This is a genomic window from Streptosporangium sp. H13245 (genome assembly GCF_055690525.1).
On the sequence record NZ_JBSZKT010000038.1, the window covers coordinates 64,122 to 79,853 of the forward strand.

Consider the following 15,732-nt stretch of genomic DNA (forward strand, 5'->3'; position numbering starts at 1 on the left):
CCGTAGAGCACAGGACACCAGAAGCCTCGGAAAACAATGAAAGGGAGCGGTTATGCACGAGTTCGGGATCGCCGAGGCGATCCTCGCGGCGGTGGAGAAACGGGCGGACGGCAGGCGGGTGCGGCGGGCGCGGGTCCAGGCGGGCGCCCTGCTCCGCGTCACGGAGCCGACGATCAACCAGGCGTTCTCCTCGATCTCCGACGGGTCCGTGGCCGAGGGCGCCTACGTGGACCTGGTCATCGTCCCCGTGAGGATGACCTGCCGCTCCTGCGGGAGCACGTCCGCCTCCGCCGAGCCCTACGCCCTGTGCGCGGGGTGCGGCGACACCGACATCGACACCGAGGGCGGCGACGGCCTCGTCCTCGAATCCATCCAGCTGGCGGAGGCCTCTCATGTGCCTGGGAATTCCCGGCGAGATCGTGGAAATCCTGTCGGACCGTCCTGATCTGGCCATGGTCGACGTCTGCGGCGTCAAGCGCGCGATCAACATCGGCCTGCTTGAGGGCGAGCGCGTCGTACCCGGCGACTGGATCCTCATCCACGTCGGGTTCGCGCTGTCGAAGATCGACGAGGTGGAGGCCAGGGCCGCGCTCGACTTCCTCGAAAGCATCGGCCAGGCGTACGACGACGAGATCGCGGCCCTCCGCGAGTCCACGATCGAAGAGGAGTGAGGGCGGATGCGTTTCGTCGACGAGTACCGCGACGCCGGGAAGGCCCGGACGCTCGCCGCGCGGATCGCCGCGCTGTGCGAGCCCGGCCGCGACTACAAGTTCATGGAGGTGTGCGGCGGGCACACCCACACGATCTACAAGCACGGCCTGGAGGACTACCTGCCCGAGGCCGTCACCCTGGTGCACGGTCCCGGCTGCCCGGTCTGCGTCATCCCCATGGGAAGGGTGGACGACGCCATCCACATCGCCGGGCAGCCGGACGTGATCATGACGTCGTTCGGCGACATGATGCGGGTGCCCGGCGGGAACGGCTCGTTCCTCGACGCCAAGGCGCGGGGGGCCGACATCCGGATGGTGTACTCCCCGCTGGACGCCCTGAAGATCGCCCGGCAGAACCCCGGGAAACGCGTGGTCTTCATGGCCATCGGGTTCGAGACCACCGCGCCCTCGACGGCGATGACGGTCCTGCGCGCCGAGGCCGAGGGGATCGAGAACTTCTCGATCTTCTGCAACCACGTGACGATCATCCCCGCCATCAAGGCGATCCTGGACTCCCCCGACCTGCGCCTGGACGGGTTCATCGGTCCCGGCCACGTCTCCACGGTGATCGGCTGCCGGCCGTACGGGTTCGTCGCACGCGACTACGGCAGGCCCATGGTGGTGGCCGGTTTCGAGCCGCTGGACGTGCTGCACACGGTCTACCGCATCCTCGTCCAGCTGTCCGAGGGCCGCTCCGAGGTGGAGAACCAGTACTCCCGGGTGGTCCCGTGGGACGGCAACCTCAAGGCCCTGCGCGTCATCGGCCAGGTGATGGAGCTACGGCCGTACTTCGAATGGCGCGGGCTGGGCTTCATCTCGCAGTCGGCGCTCAGGGTCACCGAGCGGTACGCGGCCTTCGACGCCGAACGGATCTTCCAGATTCCGGGCGGGCGGGTGGCCGACCCGAAGGCGTGCCAGTGCGGCGAGGTGCTCAAGGGAGTGCTCAAACCGTGGGAGTGCAAGGTGTTCGGCACCGCGTGCACCCCGGAGACGCCGATCGGCACGTGCATGGTGTCGTCCGAGGGCGCCTGCGCGGCGTACTACAACTTCGGCCGGTTCTCACGCGAGCGCGTCAAGGAGGCGACCCGGAGGTGAGCGGCGGAGAAGGCGTCAACGGGCGGGTGGAGGAGCACGGCGTGCGGGAGATGGACCCTCCGCCGTCACACACCGGGGAACACCGGATGCCCGGCCGCGAACACGTACCGGACCCGGACGAGGAAGCACGCGTCCACAGCCAGGCACCGGACCCGTGGGAAAAGGCGCACGGCCACGAACACGTACCGGACCTGCGGGAGGAGGCGCGTGGCCGGGAGCAGCGGGTGCTGGACCGGATCGAGCGGGTGCGGCGGCGCGGGGCGCGTGTGCGGGAGGACCGCGTCACCCTGGCGCACGGCGCGGGCGGCAAGGCCACGCACACCCTGATCGAGGCGGTGTTCCTGGAGTCGTTCCGCAACCCGATGCTGGAGCCTCTGGAGGACGGCGCGGTCGCCGGAAACCTCGCCTTCACCACCGACGCGTTCGTGGTCACGCCGCTGTTCTTCCCCGGCGGCGACATCGGCGACCTCGCGGTCAACGGCACCGTCAACGACCTGGCCATGTGCGGGGCCCGCCCCCGCTACCTGTCGGCCGGGTTCATCCTGGAAGAGGGTTTCCCCATCGCCGACCTGCGGCGCGTCGCCGCGTCGATGGCCGAGGCGGCGCGGGTGGCGGGCGTGTGGATCGTCACCGGTGACACCAAGGTCGTGGAGAGGGGCAAGGCGGACGGCTGCTACGTCACCACCTCCGGCATCGGGACGCTCGACCGGCCCGTCCGGCTGAGCGCCGCCTCCGCGCGGCCGGGAGACGCGGTCATCGTGTCCGGGCCGATCGGCGAGCACGGGATCACCGTCATGCTCGCCCGGGGAGAGCTCGACATCGAGGCCGACCTGCGCTCCGACACCGCTCCGCTCAACGCCCTCGTCGACCTGCTGCTGGACACCTGCGACGGTGACGGCCCCGGGGGAGGGGTGCGCTGCCTGCGCGACGCGACCCGGGGCGGGGTGGCGACGGTCGTCAACGAGATAGCGGAGGCCTCGCGGGTCGCCGTCGTCCTCGACGAGGACGCGGTACCGGTCCGTCCCGCCGTACGGGGGGCGTGCGAACTGCTGGGGATCGACCCGCTCTACGTCGCCTGCGAGGGCCGGATGGTCGCGGTGGTGGCCGGGGATTCCGCCGAGGTGGCTCTGGCCGCCCTCCGCTCCCACCCGCTCGGCTCCGAGGCGGCGATCATCGGGTGGATCAACGACGACCCGCCGGGACTGGTCCTGCTCAGGACCTCCTTCGGCGGCACCCGCATCGTCGACCTGCTGGTCGGCGACCCACTACCGAGAATCTGCTGACCACCGAACGAATCCAGAGGTGCCGGACATGAACGACAGACGCAAACCCGGAGAGAAGACCCGGAGCGCCAAGAGCGGGCAGGGGCAGCAGGGCCGCTCCCGCGACGTGGGCCACGCGAGCGAGGAGGTCGTACGGTCGGGCAACCTGGCCTTCGGCCACCCTCCGGACGACAAGGGGCCGCCCCGCGTGGTGTCCGACGCGGAGCGCGAGGGCGTCTCCCCCACCGACACCGAGGCCCGTTCCCCCCTCGGCGTCGGCGTCAGCGAGAACCGCGCCGCCGAGAGGATCGCCTCCCGGAGGAAAGAGCGGGGCCGCGAGAGGACCGGCACCGACGAGCGGGGACGCCCCCACGGCGTCTCCCACCCCGAGGACGTCACCGGCGTCAGCCCCGGGAAACCCGGCGGGGGAAGGTTGTGAGCCCCTGAGACCTCCTCCGGCCCCCATGTCGCAGGACCGGCCGCCGGTCCTGCGACCGGTGTCCGGCCGCGACGACCGGGCGCCGCGCTAGCGGGGGAAGACGATCGTCTTGTGACCGTCGAGCAGGACGCGCTGCTCGGTGTGCCAGCGGACGGCACGCGCCAGGGCCTGGCACTCGACGTCGCGGCCGATGGCGGCGAGGTCGTCCGCGGAGTGGGTGTGGTTGACCCGGGCGACCTCCTGCTCGATGATCGGGCCCTCGTCGAGGTCGGCGGTCACGTAGTGCGCGGTCGCGCCGATCAGCTTCACACCGCGCGAGTGCGCCTGGTGGTAGGGCTTGGCGCCCTTGAACGACGGCAGGAACGAGTGGTGGATGTTGATCACGTTGCCCGCGAGCTTGACGCAGAGGTCCTCCGACAGCACCTGCATGTAGCGGGCGAGCACCACCAGGTCGGCCCGGTAGTGGTCGACCAGGGTCAGGATCTCCGCCTCCTGCCTGGGCTTGGTCTCGGGGGTGATCGGCAGGTGGTGGTAGTCGATGCCGTACGACTGGGTCAGCGGCCGCAGGTCCGGGTGGTTGGAGACGACCGCGACGATCTCGATGTCGAGCAGGCCCGAGCGCATCCGGTAGAGCAGGTCGTTCAGGCAGTGGCCGAACCTGCTGACCATCACCAGCACGCGCGGCTTGACGGAGACCTCGCGCAGCTTGAAGTCCATGCCGAGCTCGGGGGCGAGCGCGGCGATGTCCTCGCGCAGCTCGCCGTCGGACAGCGGGGAGGCGAACTGCACCCGCATGAAGAACCGCTCGGCCACGGCGTCACCGAACTGCTGACTCTCGATGATGTTGCATCCCCGTCCGGCCAGGAGACCGGAGACCGCAGCCACCACCCCGGGGCGGTCCGGGCAGGACAGCGTCAACACAAACTCGGCCCTGGAACTCATGCCTTCACCCTTGAGCTTGAGAGGTCGGATCGTCCGGTGCTTCCACCTGACCTGGGCAGAGTACAGCGAATCCCGCCGGCACACCCGGCCCTCCGGCACGTGGCGGACCAGGAGGCACGAAGGCCGCCGAAGCCACCGAATCCCGGAATCGCCCGGGGTGCTACCGTCCCTGCACTATGGACACCCCTCAGCCGAAAGACCGGCCCGCGGCCCGGGTGATCTGCGTGGACGGGTCCGGCCGGGTGCTTCTCATGCACTGGCGCGACCCCGTCGGCGGCCGGACCCTGTGGGAACCGCCGGGCGGCGGGATCGACCCGGGCGAGAGCCCCCTCGACGCCGCGCGGCGCGAACTCACCGAGGAGACGGGCCTGCCGGGCGCGGCGGTGCTGGACCGGTGGGTGCCGGTACGCCGGGACTTCCACTGGCTCGGCGTCCACTACGCCAAGACCGAGCGGTTCTATCTGGCCAGGTTCGGGGGCACCCCCGAGGTGGGTGCCGGGTCGTTCACCGCCGAGGAGGACATCACCCACCTCGGCTCCGGCTGGTTCTCACCGGCGGAGATGGCCGGTCTCCCCGGCTTCCTGGAGCCCCCGGACCTGCCGGAGATCGTCTCCCGCGTCACGCGACTGGGATGACGCGACGAATAGGCGGAGACGGAAAACGCACGCGGCCCTCGATCGGCGAGATCGAGGGCCGCGGCCGTCAGGGGAGGATTCTTCCTGCGGCGAAGAAACTCACCCCTTGTGGATCGCACTGGCGACGCCACCGAGTCTCGACACACCGGCTTTGTGGACAATGATCTTTTTCATCGCACTCACCAGGGAATAGCGGTAGGTACGAAGAACGATTATTCGGATATCTCCGAAATAGGCAACACCGAGCAGTAAAATAATGTGAAATAGATATCACTTAGTTAAAGAGGACATAGCGACTATTAGGTCTTTTTCTCCGTAAATCACCACAGATCCCCCTCGTTCTTCCCGGCGGATCTCACGCCAGCCGAACTTGCGATAGAGCTCCATCGCCGCGAGCTGATTCAGGGTGGTGTCCCCCCGAAGGCGTACATAACCGAGTTCGATGGCCCGCGCCTCCAGTGCGAGCACCATCTGGGCACCGAATCCGCGACGCTGGAACTCCGGATGGACCCGCATGCGGCACATCTCGGCGGTCTGGTCGTCGACCCGGCGCAGACCGCCCATCGTGACGACCCGCCCGGCGGGCAGCTCACCCACGAGGAACTCACCCCGGTCGGCGAGATAGATCTCGTGGATCCTCGGAAAGTCGTCCTCGTAGTAGACGCCGTCTCCCGGCGCGAGACCGACCTGGGCGAGGCAGATCTGGTGGAGCGCCCAGACGGATTCAAGGTCGGACCAGCGATAACGCCGAAGCCTCGGCTTCAACTGCCACTCCCGTCGGCCACCGGATCCTCCGTCGACGCGCCGCGGTTGCGCAGCGATTCCATGTAGGTCTTGAGTTTGGGGTGGCCGGGGGCCTTCACCTCGACCTGCTTGCCCACCTCGTGGGCGCGCTGCATGAGGATGTCGGGCCGGCAGCCCTCGTCGAGGCCCGAGATCGTACGCTGGGCGATATCCAGCGCCTCGTCCACGTCACCCTCAAGGATCTTGCACTGGGCCCGGTCGAACCTGATGAAGGTCGGGTCGAGCCAGTCGGTCGGACCGTACTTGGTGAGCGCCTGCTCCAGGATGAGGTCGGCCTCCATCGCCTGCCCGAGCTTGACCAGCGCGTCTCCCTGGTGGAAGTAGAGCTGGCGCTCGGTGTAGCCGAAGGTCGAGTCCTCCTGGTCCGCGGCGGCCATCTGGGAGAAGGCGGCCCTCGCCCTCGACAGCGCCCGCTTCGCCTGGTCGACCACGTCCTTCTTTCCCGAACCCGACATCATCGCCAGCGCGCGGGCCTCGACCACCGGAGCCATGGCCTGGGCCGCGCAGGGCGTCTGCCCGGCCAGGACACGGCTCTTCTTGGCGAGGTTGAGAGCCTCGCGCGGATCGCCGTAGTACAGCGGGACCAGGGCCTCCCTCGCCGTGACCCACGCCCTCAGCGCCCGGTCGCCGGTCTCGTCCGCCGCGGTCCTGCCGGTCCTGAAGAAGGACCGCGCGAGCCTGTGGTCACCGAGGTTGACCATGATCATGCCGGTCAGACCGGCGAGCTGCGCCGCCATGCGGCACAGTCGTTCCTGCAGGTCGACCGGCTGGCGCCGCTCCATGGCCTGACGCACCGCGCCGAATTCGAGCATCACGTCGCATAACAGCCTGAGCGGCGGGGTGTTCATGTACTGGCGGCCGAAGCCGATGGTGGATTCCTCCCACTGGTCAAGCATCGCGGCCGAGACGGTGGCGGAAACCAGCGTGTCGTCCATCCTCCTGCGCATGCTCTCCACCGATCCGAGCAGTTGCCCGTCCAGCGCGATGCCACCGCCGGCCAGGAGTTGTAAGAGTGTCCTCCGTAGCACGTTCTCGTCCTCCTCACCCCCGTCCGCGAGACGGTCGACGCCGATCGGCTGGATCAGCAGCTCACGCGGACCAGGGGAAGTGTCGGGTCTTCCATCCTGGAGATCGCCTCGGACGACACCGGGCATCCTGTGGCCGTGACCGCAGATGCACGGGCCGTCGTACCCGAGGGAGGCGGGCTCGACGCGGTAGGCGGAACACAGGTAGTGCAGGTACTCGGGACCGGGCCGCTTCAGCCCGCTCTCGTACGCGGACAGGAGCGTCTCACCGATGCCGGGGGCCGCCTTGCCGTCGCGTTCGAACAGCGCCCGTATCTGTTCGATGACGTCCGCGAGAGCGACACCATGCGCGAGGCGGTGACCTTTAATCCGAGTGGTCCCGAATTGCGAACTACACTTTTCGTAGATTTCCCCGGCTATCTGCGCCGAGGACTTCCCGGCGGCCAGGCCACGGGCCCGGACCTGCCGTGCTAACTCTGTTTCCCTGTGCTGCCTGCCGGACATACCGGCCCCTCTCTCGTGGCCAGCTGGGCTGGCTGGCACACTGGTCCCGACCGGTCCTCTCTCTCCTTGACTCAGTGTGATCTTTCCGTCGCACTGCGCCTACCGAGAATGATGGACCACGTTTGACTCATCCGGAACACGCTAATAAAGCCACTGGCTAAGAATCGTCCTCCGAAGGACTGTTTCTTTCAACCTACTTGGCACATCGCCCACCCTGAACTGGGTTTTCCCCGAATTGACCCGTGGGGCCACCGTGAGTCATCTTTGGCGAGCAGCACCGGAAGCGTGATCGAACGAGCACGATTCGGTGCCGGCAAGCCGAGACCACGAGGAGGGACGAGGTGGGTGAGGACGATTTCCGGCACCTTGAGCGGCTGGTGACGGAGCTTGACTGCCGCGGGCTGCACGCCCGCGTGGTGCGGACCCACTCGGGCCGTGCGTTCGTGCGCGTGATCAATCCGAAGGCGACCAGCCTGGCGGAGAACGTCACCTGCCGGGCACAGGCCGCCCCCAGCCACCGGGACTGGTACTACTGGTGGTCCTGGGGCGAACGAATGCACACGGTGGAGGATCCCGCCGGTGCCGCGACCAAGGTCGCACGCGTACTCGCCGCGGTAGGAGAGTGAGGTGAGCGGCGCAACGGGCCTTCACCCGCCCGATGTGCCGCGCCTGCCGCGGCTCGGCGGAGTCGGCGGGGTGACCGGTGCGGAGCGTCCTCGGACGCTGGGCACCCCGCCGACTCCGAATCGTCGTCGCCCGGCCCGCACCCGCGGGTCCCGCCGGTTCTCACCCGCGGAAACGCGGACCGGCCGCGACGCGGAGGCTCACGCGAGCCGAAGCCGCCGCCTGGCCAGCACCCGCGGGTCCCATCGGTGCTCACCGGCCAAAACACGGACCGGCCGCAACGCGGACCAGCTGAAACGCTGACCGGCTGAAACGCTGAGGCTCTCGCGAGCCGAGGCCCACGAACTGCTGTAAAGCACAGGCTGCCGTCCGGTCTCTCGTCCGGGCGGTGACCGGAGGGATCCCTCTCGGGACCGGACGGGACACGCTTCCGGGTGCGTGCCCCGTCCGGGTCACCCGTCACCGGGGCATCCTGGTCCGCCTCCGCGGCCCTGGACCAGGATGTCCCCGTCTTCCCCGGCGTAATGTGACGGAGGCCGGTTCGATCGGCAATATGGGTAGGTCGCATGACTCACCCAGTCAGCCTGTCGATCCGATCCGGGAGGGATCCACTCCGTGTTCCTGCTTTCCCCCACGCCCGTCCCCACGCCCAGCGTCACGCCGACCTCCGGTCCGGGAGTCGTCGTCGAGAACCTTCTCGACATGAGCACGGGCTTAACACAGGGGTGTGGGAACGGCGGTGGGGTAATCTGCGACTTCGTGAAGATGCTCGTGCCCGCGGCCGTCGACTGGGTGGCCCCCGCGATCGCGGGCCTGATCGCCATCACGCTGGTCGTGGTCATCGCGCTGCTCCTGCGCAACGTGGCGCACCGGCTGATCGGCCGGGTGGTGCGCCGGGCGTCCACCGAGCGCGCGTCCCTGGCGGGGCGGCTGCGCGGCAGGGAGACGGTCACCCCCGAGGGCCTCGACGCGATCGTGGCCGAACGGCGCAGGCAGCGGGCCGAGACCATCGGCTCGGTGCTCAGGCACATCGCCTCGATCATCATCCTGGGCACCGCCGTGCTGACCGTCCTCGAACGCCTCTCCGTCCCCATCGCCCCCCTGCTGACCAGCGTCGGCATCCTGGGCGTGGCGATCGGCTTCGGCGCCCAGGAGCTCGTCAAGGACTTCATCGCCGGGATGTTCATGCTCCTGGAGGACCAGTACGGCGTGGGTGACATGATCGACGCGGGCGCCGCGATCGGCACCGTGGAGGCGGTGACCCTGCGCATCACCCGCCTGCGCGACAGCGACGGCCGGGTCTGGTACATCCGCAACGGCACGATCACCCGCGTCGGCAACGAGTCCCAGGGCTGGTCGCGCGCCACGGTCGACGTGCCGGTGGCGTACGCCTCGGAGATCCCCGTGGTCCGCGACCTCCTCAAGGAGGTCGCCGACGAGATGTGGAACGAGCCCGTCTTCCGCGACTCCATCATCGTCGAGGAGCCGCAGGTGTGGGGCATCGAGCAGATCTCCGACACCGCCGTCATCTTCCGGGTCAGCGCCAAGACCATCCCCTCCCGGCAGGCCGAGGTCGCCCGCGAGCTTCGCCTGCGGATCAAGTCCGCCCTCGACCGGGCCGGCATCACGATCGCCGCCTGACGTCAATTAGGCTGGAGCACGTGTCCGCTACCCCCGAGGAACCCCAGTCCTTCTACGACGCCGTTGGCGGCGAGGAGGCCTTCAGGCGTCTGGTGCACCGCTTCTACCAGGGAGTGGTGACCGACCCGATCCTCCTGCCGCTGTACCCCGAGGAAGACCTCGAAGGCGCCGAGGAGCGGCTCCGCCTGTTCCTCATCCAGTACTGGGGCGGCCCCGGCACCTACGGCGCGCAGCGGGGCCACCCCCGGCTGCGGATGCGGCACAACCCGTTCGTCATCCGCTCGGCCGAACGCGACGCCTGGCTGCGCCACATGCACGACGCGGTGGTCTCCCTGCAGCTCCCCGACGACCTGGAGAAACGTCTCTGGGACTATCTCGTGTACGCGGCGCACAGCATGGTCAACGCCCCCGACGCCTAGCCCACCGCGCGGCCGGCGCCCCCGACGGGTAAATCACCGTATGGTCGGGGGCCTCGACGCATAAACACCGCCGAGCGGGGGCAACCCATGCACATGGAAACCCCCTGGTGGCGTGACGCCGTCGTCTACGAGATCTACGTTCGCAGCTTCGCCGACGCCTCCGGAGACGGCGTCGGCGACCTGCCGGGCATCAGGCAGCGCCTGCCGTACCTCGCCGAACTCGGTGTGGACGCGATCTGGCTGACCCCCTTCTACCGCTCCCCCATGGCCGACGGCGGCTACGACGTGGCCGACTACCGCGACGTCGACCCGCTCTTCGGCACGCTCGCCGACTTCGACGAACTCGTCTCCGAGGCGCACCGGCTCGGGCTGCGGGTGATCGTCGACATCGTCCCGAACCACAGCTCCTCCGCCCACGAGTGGTTCCAGGCCGCGCTGCGGGGCGAGGGACGCGACCGCTATGTCTTCCGCGACGGCGGGGAGCTGCCGCCCAACAACTGGCAGTCGACCTTCAGCGGCCCGGCCTGGAGCAAGACGCCCGACGGGAAGTGGTATCTCCACCTCTTCGCCCCGGAGCAGCCCGACTTCAACTGGCGCAACCCCGAGGTGCACTCCGAGTTCCTCGACGTGCTGCGGTTCTGGCTGGACCGCGGGGTGGACGGCTTCAGGATCGACGTGGCGATGGGCCTGTACAAGGCCGAGGGGCTGCCGGACACCCCGCCGGAGGGCCAGGCCTTCAAGGCCGAGTCGCCGATCTGGGGGCAGCCGGAGGTGCACGAGGTCTACCGCGACTGGCGCAAGGTGCTCGACTCCTACGAGGGCGAGCGGATGGCGATCGGCGAGGTCTGGACCGACTCCGCCGAGGACCTCGCGCTGTACGTCCGCCCCGACGAGCTGCACCAGAGCTTCAACTTCGCCTGGCTGGAGGCGCCCTGGTCCGGGCCCGCGTTCAAGAAGATCATCGATGACACGCTGGCCGCCGTGACCGCTCCCACCTGGGTGCTTTCCAACCACGACGTGATCCGCCACGTGACCAGGTACGGCGGCGGCCTGACCAACTCCACGACGGGTCTCGCCCGGGCCCGCGCGGCCCTGCTCGCCATGCTCGCCCTCCCGGGTTCGGCATATCTCTACCAGGGGGAGGAACTCGGCCTCCCCGAGGTGAAGGATCTTCCCCCGGAGGCCCGTCAGGATCCCATCTTCGCCCGTTCCAAGGGGGAGCTGCCCGGCCGCGACGGCTGCCGGGTCCCCCTCCCCTGGTCCGGGGTGGCCGAGCCCTACGGCTTCTCGCCAGAGGGGACGCGGCCCTGGCTGCCCCAGCCGGTCGAGTGGGTCGTGCTCTCCGCCGAACGTCAGTCGAACGACCCGGGCTCGACACTGAGCTTCTACCAGGACGCCCTGCGCGTCCGCCGCGAGCTCCGCGGCACGCTGCCGGACGAGATCACCTGGCTGGACTCCCCCGAGGACGCCCTCGTCTTCAGCCGTGGCTCCCTGACCTGCGTCATCAACTGCGGTTCCGAGCCGGTTCCGCTGCCGCCGCACGACCGTGTCCTGATCGGCAGCGCCCCGGTGGACGGTCACCTGCTCCTGCCGGACACCGCGGCCTGGCTGTACACCCCCGAGGCCTGAGGACTCCCGGCATTCGCCGCCCGCCGGTGGCGGGCGGCGAATGCCATGTGACCTCAGTCCGTGGCGAACCTGCCCAGGTAGGCGAGCTCGGCCTGGTTCAGCCGTCGAGGGGAGGCATTCGCCACGTTGTAGGCGACGAGCACCGAACGGGCCCTGACGAAGATCTCCTCGTCGTCGCGGATCTCGTACACCAGGGTGAAGCGCACCGGCCGGATCTCCGTCACCCATGACTCCACCCGGACCGGGTCGGGGCGGAAGGTGAGGGGACGCAGGTAGTCGATCTCGTGCCTGGCGATCACGAGCCCCTTGAACGGCTCCCTGCCCTCGCGGTGGGGGTCGACATGGAACAGCGCCTGCCGCGCGTCCTCCAGGTAGTCGAGAAACCGCACGTTGTTGACGTGCCCCAGCGAGTCGATGTCGGCGAACCTGACGGCCCGGGGGAACACATGCCGGTGACCACGGCCGACGCCGTCCACGATGCTCTGTCCAAACACACCCAGAACCGTAGCGAGCCCCCGGCGCCCGTCGTACGGCGGGGCATCGGGGGCTCGTCGGCCACGACCGGCGCCGCACCCGTCACAGATGGGTGCGGCGTCCCTGACCGGGGTCAGTCGCGGGTGAGCTTGCGGTAGGTGACGCGGTGCGGCCGGGCCGCGTCGGCACCCAGGCGCTCGATCTTGTTCTTCTCGTAGTCGGCGTAGTTGCCCTCGAACCAGAACCAGTTGGAGCCCTCTTCCCACGCGAGGATGTGGGTGGCGATGCGGTCGAGGAACCACCTGTCGTGCGAGGTGATGACCGCGCAGCCGGGGAACTCCAGCAGCGCGTTCTCCAGGCTGGAGAGCGTCTCGGTGTCGAGGTCGTTGGTGGGCTCGTCGAGCAGCAGCACGTTGCCGCCCTGCTTGAGGGTGAGCGCCAGGTTGAGCCGGTTACGCTCTCCGCCGGACAGGATGCCCGCCTTCTTCTGCTGGTCCGGGCCCTTGAACCCGAACGCGGCGATGTAGGCGCGGGACGGCATCTCGACCTGGCCGACCTTGATGTAGTCGAGCCCGTCGGAGACGACCTCCCAGACGTTCTTCTGCGGGTCGATCCCTCCCCGGCTCTGGTCGGCGTAGGAGAGCTTGATGGTGTCACCGAGGACGATCTCACCGCTGTCGGGCGTCTCGCTGCCGGTGACCATGCGGAACAGGGTGGTCTTTCCGACGCCGTTCGGGCCGATGATGCCGACGATGCCGTTGCGCGGCAGGTCGAAGGAGAGGCCGTCCATCAGGACGCGGTCGTCGAAGCCCTTGGTGAGCTTCTCGGCCCGGATGACCGTGGTGCCCAGACGCGGGCCCGGCGGGATCTGGATCTCCTCGAAGTCGAGCTTGCGGTGCTTGTCGGCCTCGGCGGCCATCTCCTCGTAGCGCTCCAGACGCGCCCGGCTCTTGGTCTGGCGGGCCCTGGCGTTGGAGCGGACCCACACCAGCTCCTCCTCCAGGCGCTTCTTGCGCTTGGCGTCCTTCTGGCCCTCAAGCTTGAGCCGCGCCGCCTTGGCCTCCAGGTAGGTGGAGTAGTTGCCCTCGTAGGCGTGGCAACGGCCCCGGTCGAGCTCCAGGATCCAGTTGGCCACGTTGTCCAGGAAGTAGCGGTCGTGGGTGACGGCCAGGACGGTGCCCGGGTATTTCTCCAGGTGCGACTCAAGCCACTGGACACTCTCGGCGTCGAGGTGGTTGGTGGGCTCGTCGAGCAGCAGCAGGTCGGGCTGCTCCAGGAGCAGCTTGCAGAGGGCGACCCGGCGGCGCTCTCCACCGGAGAGCTGGGTGACCTCGGAGTCCGGCGGGGGGCAGCGGAGGGCGTCCATCGCCTGCTCCAGCTGGCTGTCGAGATCCCAGCCGTTGCGGTGGTCGAGGGCGTCCTGGAGCTTGCCCATCTCGTTGAGCAGCTCGTCGCTGTAGTCGGTGGCCATCAGCTCGGCGATCTCGTTGAAGCGGTCGAGCATCGCCTTGGTCTCGGCGACACCCTCTTCGACGTTGCCGAGGACGGTCTTGGATTCGTTGAGGGGGGGCTCCTGCTGAAGCATGCCGACGGTGAAGCCGGGCATGAGCCGGGCGTCGCCGTTGGACGGCTGCTCCAGGCCCGCCATCATCTTCAGCAGCGTCGACTTTCCGGTGCCGTTGGGGCCCAAGACACCGATCTTGGCGCCCGGCAGGAACGACAGCGTCACGTCGTCGAGGACGACCTTGTCGCCGTGCGCCTTGCGCACGCGCTGCAGTGTGTAGATGTACTCCGGCATGCCTTTAGTTTAGGGCCTGGGGAGTTCAGCTAGGGGCGCCCCTGGACAGGGCTCGGGAGTTCAGCCGGGGGCGGTCTCGGATCCGGGCCTGCGGGCCGGGGGCACGACGGTGGCCGGCAGGCAGATCTGGTCGCGGCCGAGCTCCTTGGCCCGGTAAAGAGCGAGGTCGGCCGCGGCGAGCAGCTCGATCAGGTCGTCCCCGTGCACACTCATGATCGCGACACCGACCGAGATGGTCACTGTGATCATGTTGTCGTCGGCGGGGACCGCCATCCGCCCCACCCGGGAGCGCAGCCGCTCCGCGACCCTGCGCGCCTCGGTCACGTCGGCCCTGGGCAGCAGGACGACGAACTCCTCGCCGCCGAACCGGCCCACCACGTCGTAGTCACGCAACTGGCTGCGGATGGTGTCGGCCACCCCGACGAGGACCTGATCGCCGATCAGGTGGCCGTAGGTGTCGTTGACCCTCTTGAAGTGGTCGATGTCGACGATCAGTAAAGCGAGCGTCTCCCCGGTGCGACGCGCCCTGACGATCTCGGTGTCGGCCTCCCGCTGCCAGGCCGCGGCGTTCAGCAGGCCGGTCTTGAGGTCGGTGCGGGCCGCCGCCTGGAGCTGGGCGTGCAGCAGGCTGCGCTGCAGCAGCACCACCGGGGGCAGCGCCAGGACCAGCAGGGCCAGGCTGAGCCCGCAGGTGATGGAGACGAGGACGCCGAGGCAGAGCTCGACGACGTCGAGGAGCAGGTTCTCCCGGTTCCACAGGACCTCCCGCCAGCGGCTCTCGGGGTCGGCGGTGTGCGCGGCGACGGCGATCAGCGCGGTGTTGATCACTGTGAACAGGACCGCGCAGCCGATGGCCACCAGGATCGGCCCCCCTTCCCCCCTGGTCAGCGCGCCCAGATCGCCGACCGCGGCGTGGAAGAGCAGGGAGGCCGCGCATCCGGCCAGGCCGATCGCCGCCGAGCTGACGACCCGCCGGTAGACCACCGTCGCGCGCACCCGCTTCTGCAGCAGGAACTGGAGCGGGATGGGCGCCAGAAGCGCGTAGAGCGGCGGGAGGAGCAGCGCGGCGGGCAACCACCAGGCGGAGAGCAGGTCGCGGTAGACGCCCGCGGGCATGCCGAGTCTCCGGGTCGCCTCGATGCACACGGCTCCGCACATCATCAGCGCGGTGAAGGTCAGCACATCGGACCAACGAAAAACACCGGAAATCGAGAAAAACACGATCGCGACGAGATCCAGCGCTACGATCCCGCAGAGGTAGCCGACCAGCGGGCGACGCTGCCCCAGCAGGGGCCACCGATCGACCAAGGGTGTTATGCCGTCGCGCGGTTTGACCGACGTGTGACTGGGAGCCGCCATGTCGTCCCCCTCTCCGACTAACGATGTGTAACACAATAGTTGCGGAGTGTGCGACGCGCGATGGTAACCGCTACCTTTGGCAGAGTGAGTCAGCCCACCGGCTGACTCACGACCTGGAAACCGCTCGCTCGCGAGCGGGCCGTGTGGGAAAGGAGCAAGCCATGCTGCGGGGCGTGACCTGGACCTAACAGGTGTCTCGGCATCTGACACGGGCAAGACCATCGGCCGGTTATCTCGGAGTCACCGCGCCATCGCGGTGAGACACCGACCGCGTCCGGCCGGTGCGTCTATCCCGACATGGTCGCCGGGGCCGCGGCGGCCCTGAAGGGCTCCGGGGTCAAGGTGGCCAGCGTCGCGACCGCCTTCCCCAGC

General features: G+C 68.8%; 16 protein-coding genes. 10 read left to right on the plus strand and 6 right to left on the minus strand.

Going from position 1 to position 15,732, the window contains the following annotated elements; genetic code table 11:
* The first annotated feature begins 52 nt into the window (after positions 1-52).
* Genes ACW9TB_RS33315 through ACW9TB_RS33335 form a run of 5 tightly spaced genes read left to right on the plus strand, consistent with a single transcriptional unit; the run spans position 53 to position 3,506 of the window.
* Positions 53-445 carry a hydrogenase maturation nickel metallochaperone HypA/HybF gene (locus tag ACW9TB_RS33315; RefSeq protein ID WP_472752076.1) on the plus strand — a complete coding sequence of 131 codons (393 nt, stop codon included), beginning with the start codon at positions 53-55 and terminating at the stop codon, positions 443-445.
* Positions 420-671, plus strand: coding sequence for a HypC/HybG/HupF family hydrogenase formation chaperone (locus ACW9TB_RS33320; protein ID WP_472752077.1), 252 nt, complete (start codon positions 420-422; stop codon positions 669-671). The genes ACW9TB_RS33315 and ACW9TB_RS33320 overlap by 26 nt, the downstream gene beginning before the upstream one ends.
* Before the next feature lie 6 nt (positions 672-677).
* Positions 678-1,805, plus strand: coding sequence for a hydrogenase formation protein HypD (gene hypD / locus ACW9TB_RS33325; RefSeq protein ID WP_472752078.1), 1,128 nt, complete (start codon positions 678-680; stop codon positions 1,803-1,805).
* On the plus strand, positions 1,802-3,088 hold the full coding sequence (hypE, locus tag ACW9TB_RS33330; protein ID WP_472752079.1) for a hydrogenase expression/formation protein HypE: 1,287 nt from the start codon (positions 1,802-1,804) through the stop codon (positions 3,086-3,088). Before hypD ends, hypE begins: the two co-directional genes overlap by 4 nt.
* Positions 3,089-3,116: 28 nt before the next feature.
* Positions 3,117-3,506 carry a hypothetical protein gene (locus tag ACW9TB_RS33335; protein ID WP_472752080.1) on the plus strand — a complete coding sequence of 130 codons (390 nt, stop codon included), beginning with the start codon at positions 3,117-3,119 and terminating at the stop codon, positions 3,504-3,506.
* Between the two features lie 87 nt (positions 3,507-3,593).
* Here ACW9TB_RS33335 and purU read toward each other — a convergent pair whose 3' ends face one another.
* The gene (purU, locus tag ACW9TB_RS33340; RefSeq protein ID WP_472752081.1) at positions 3,594-4,448 is read right to left on the minus strand and encodes a formyltetrahydrofolate deformylase; all 855 of its coding nucleotides are present in this window, start codon (positions 4,446-4,448) and stop codon (positions 3,594-3,596) included.
* Between the two features lie 176 nt (positions 4,449-4,624).
* Here purU and ACW9TB_RS33345 point away from each other — a divergent pair, with 176 nt between their 5' ends.
* Complete coding sequence (locus ACW9TB_RS33345) at positions 4,625-5,083, plus strand: NUDIX hydrolase (protein WP_472752082.1); 459 nt, start codon at positions 4,625-4,627, stop codon at positions 5,081-5,083.
* A 270-nt stretch (positions 5,084-5,353) separates the two neighbouring features.
* On the opposite strand, the gene ACW9TB_RS33350 is transcribed toward ACW9TB_RS33345, so the two are convergent.
* The gene (locus ACW9TB_RS33350) at positions 5,354-5,848 is read right to left on the minus strand and encodes a GNAT family N-acetyltransferase (RefSeq protein WP_472752083.1); all 495 of its coding nucleotides are present in this window, start codon (positions 5,846-5,848) and stop codon (positions 5,354-5,356) included.
* Entirely contained in the window at positions 5,845-7,416 is a 1,572-nt protein-coding gene (locus ACW9TB_RS33355) for an XRE family transcriptional regulator (protein ID WP_472752084.1), read from the minus strand. The genes ACW9TB_RS33350 and ACW9TB_RS33355 overlap by 4 nt, the downstream gene beginning before the upstream one ends.
* A gap of 341 nt (positions 7,417-7,757) precedes the next feature.
* Here ACW9TB_RS33355 and ACW9TB_RS33360 point away from each other — a divergent pair, with 341 nt between their 5' ends.
* From ACW9TB_RS33360 to ACW9TB_RS33375, 4 genes are all read left to right on the plus strand, one after another.
* Positions 7,758-8,042, plus strand: a complete 285-nt coding sequence (locus ACW9TB_RS33360) for a hypothetical protein (RefSeq protein ID WP_326643182.1) — start codon at positions 7,758-7,760, stop codon at positions 8,040-8,042.
* A 763-nt stretch (positions 8,043-8,805) separates the two neighbouring features.
* The gene (locus ACW9TB_RS33365; RefSeq protein ID WP_472752092.1) at positions 8,806-9,681 is read left to right on the plus strand and encodes a mechanosensitive ion channel family protein; all 876 of its coding nucleotides are present in this window, start codon (positions 8,806-8,808) and stop codon (positions 9,679-9,681) included.
* Between the two features lie 20 nt (positions 9,682-9,701).
* Positions 9,702-10,100 (plus strand): globin, encoded by a 399-nt coding sequence (locus ACW9TB_RS33370; protein ID WP_472752085.1) that lies wholly within the window; start codon positions 9,702-9,704, stop codon positions 10,098-10,100.
* 87 nt (positions 10,101-10,187) lie between these two features.
* On the plus strand, positions 10,188-11,729 hold the full coding sequence (locus ACW9TB_RS33375) for a glycoside hydrolase family 13 protein (RefSeq protein WP_472752086.1): 1,542 nt from the start codon (positions 10,188-10,190) through the stop codon (positions 11,727-11,729).
* A gap of 53 nt (positions 11,730-11,782) precedes the next feature.
* Here the strand turns inward: ACW9TB_RS33375 and ACW9TB_RS33380 are convergent, their stop codons facing one another.
* The 3 genes from ACW9TB_RS33380 to ACW9TB_RS33390 all read right to left on the minus strand — a co-directional run bounded on the left by ACW9TB_RS33380 (position 11,783) and on the right by ACW9TB_RS33390 (position 15,360).
* Positions 11,783-12,223: an acyl-CoA thioesterase gene (locus ACW9TB_RS33380; protein ID WP_472752087.1), complete on the minus strand. Its 441-nt coding sequence runs from the start codon at positions 12,221-12,223 to the stop codon at positions 11,783-11,785.
* Positions 12,224-12,336: 113 nt separating this feature from the next.
* Entirely contained in the window at positions 12,337-14,001 is a 1,665-nt protein-coding gene (ettA, locus tag ACW9TB_RS33385) for an energy-dependent translational throttle protein EttA (RefSeq protein WP_472752088.1), read from the minus strand.
* 60 nt (positions 14,002-14,061) lie between these two features.
* On the minus strand, positions 14,062-15,360 hold the full coding sequence (locus ACW9TB_RS33390; protein WP_472752089.1) for a GGDEF domain-containing protein: 1,299 nt from the start codon (positions 15,358-15,360) through the stop codon (positions 14,062-14,064).
* Positions 15,361-15,732 lie beyond the last annotated feature (372 nt).

Excerpts from the sequence above, each read along its gene's own strand:
- ACW9TB_RS33315 (WP_472752076.1), top strand. The coding sequence starts at position 53 with ATGCACGAGTTCGGGATCGCCGAGGCGATCCTCGCGGCGGTGGAGAAA.
- hypD (WP_472752078.1), top strand. The coding sequence starts at position 678 with ATGCGTTTCGTCGACGAGTACCGCGACGCCGGGAAGGCCCGGACGCTC.
- ACW9TB_RS33335 (WP_472752080.1), top strand. The coding sequence starts at position 3,117 with ATGAACGACAGACGCAAACCCGGAGAGAAGACCCGGAGCGCCAAGAGC.
- purU (WP_472752081.1), bottom strand. The coding sequence starts at position 4,448 with ATGAGTTCCAGGGCCGAGTTTGTGTTGACGCTGTCCTGCCCGGACCGC.
- ACW9TB_RS33345 (WP_472752082.1), top strand. The coding sequence starts at position 4,625 with ATGGACACCCCTCAGCCGAAAGACCGGCCCGCGGCCCGGGTGATCTGC.
- ACW9TB_RS33355 (WP_472752084.1), bottom strand. The coding sequence starts at position 7,416 with ATGTCCGGCAGGCAGCACAGGGAAACAGAGTTAGCACGGCAGGTCCGG.
- ACW9TB_RS33365 (WP_472752092.1), top strand. The coding sequence starts at position 8,806 with ATGCTCGTGCCCGCGGCCGTCGACTGGGTGGCCCCCGCGATCGCGGGC.
- ACW9TB_RS33375 (WP_472752086.1), top strand. The coding sequence starts at position 10,188 with ATGCACATGGAAACCCCCTGGTGGCGTGACGCCGTCGTCTACGAGATC.
- ettA (WP_472752088.1), bottom strand. The coding sequence starts at position 14,001 with ATGCCGGAGTACATCTACACACTGCAGCGCGTGCGCAAGGCGCACGGC.
- ACW9TB_RS33390 (WP_472752089.1), bottom strand. The coding sequence starts at position 15,360 with ATGGCGGCTCCCAGTCACACGTCGGTCAAACCGCGCGACGGCATAACA.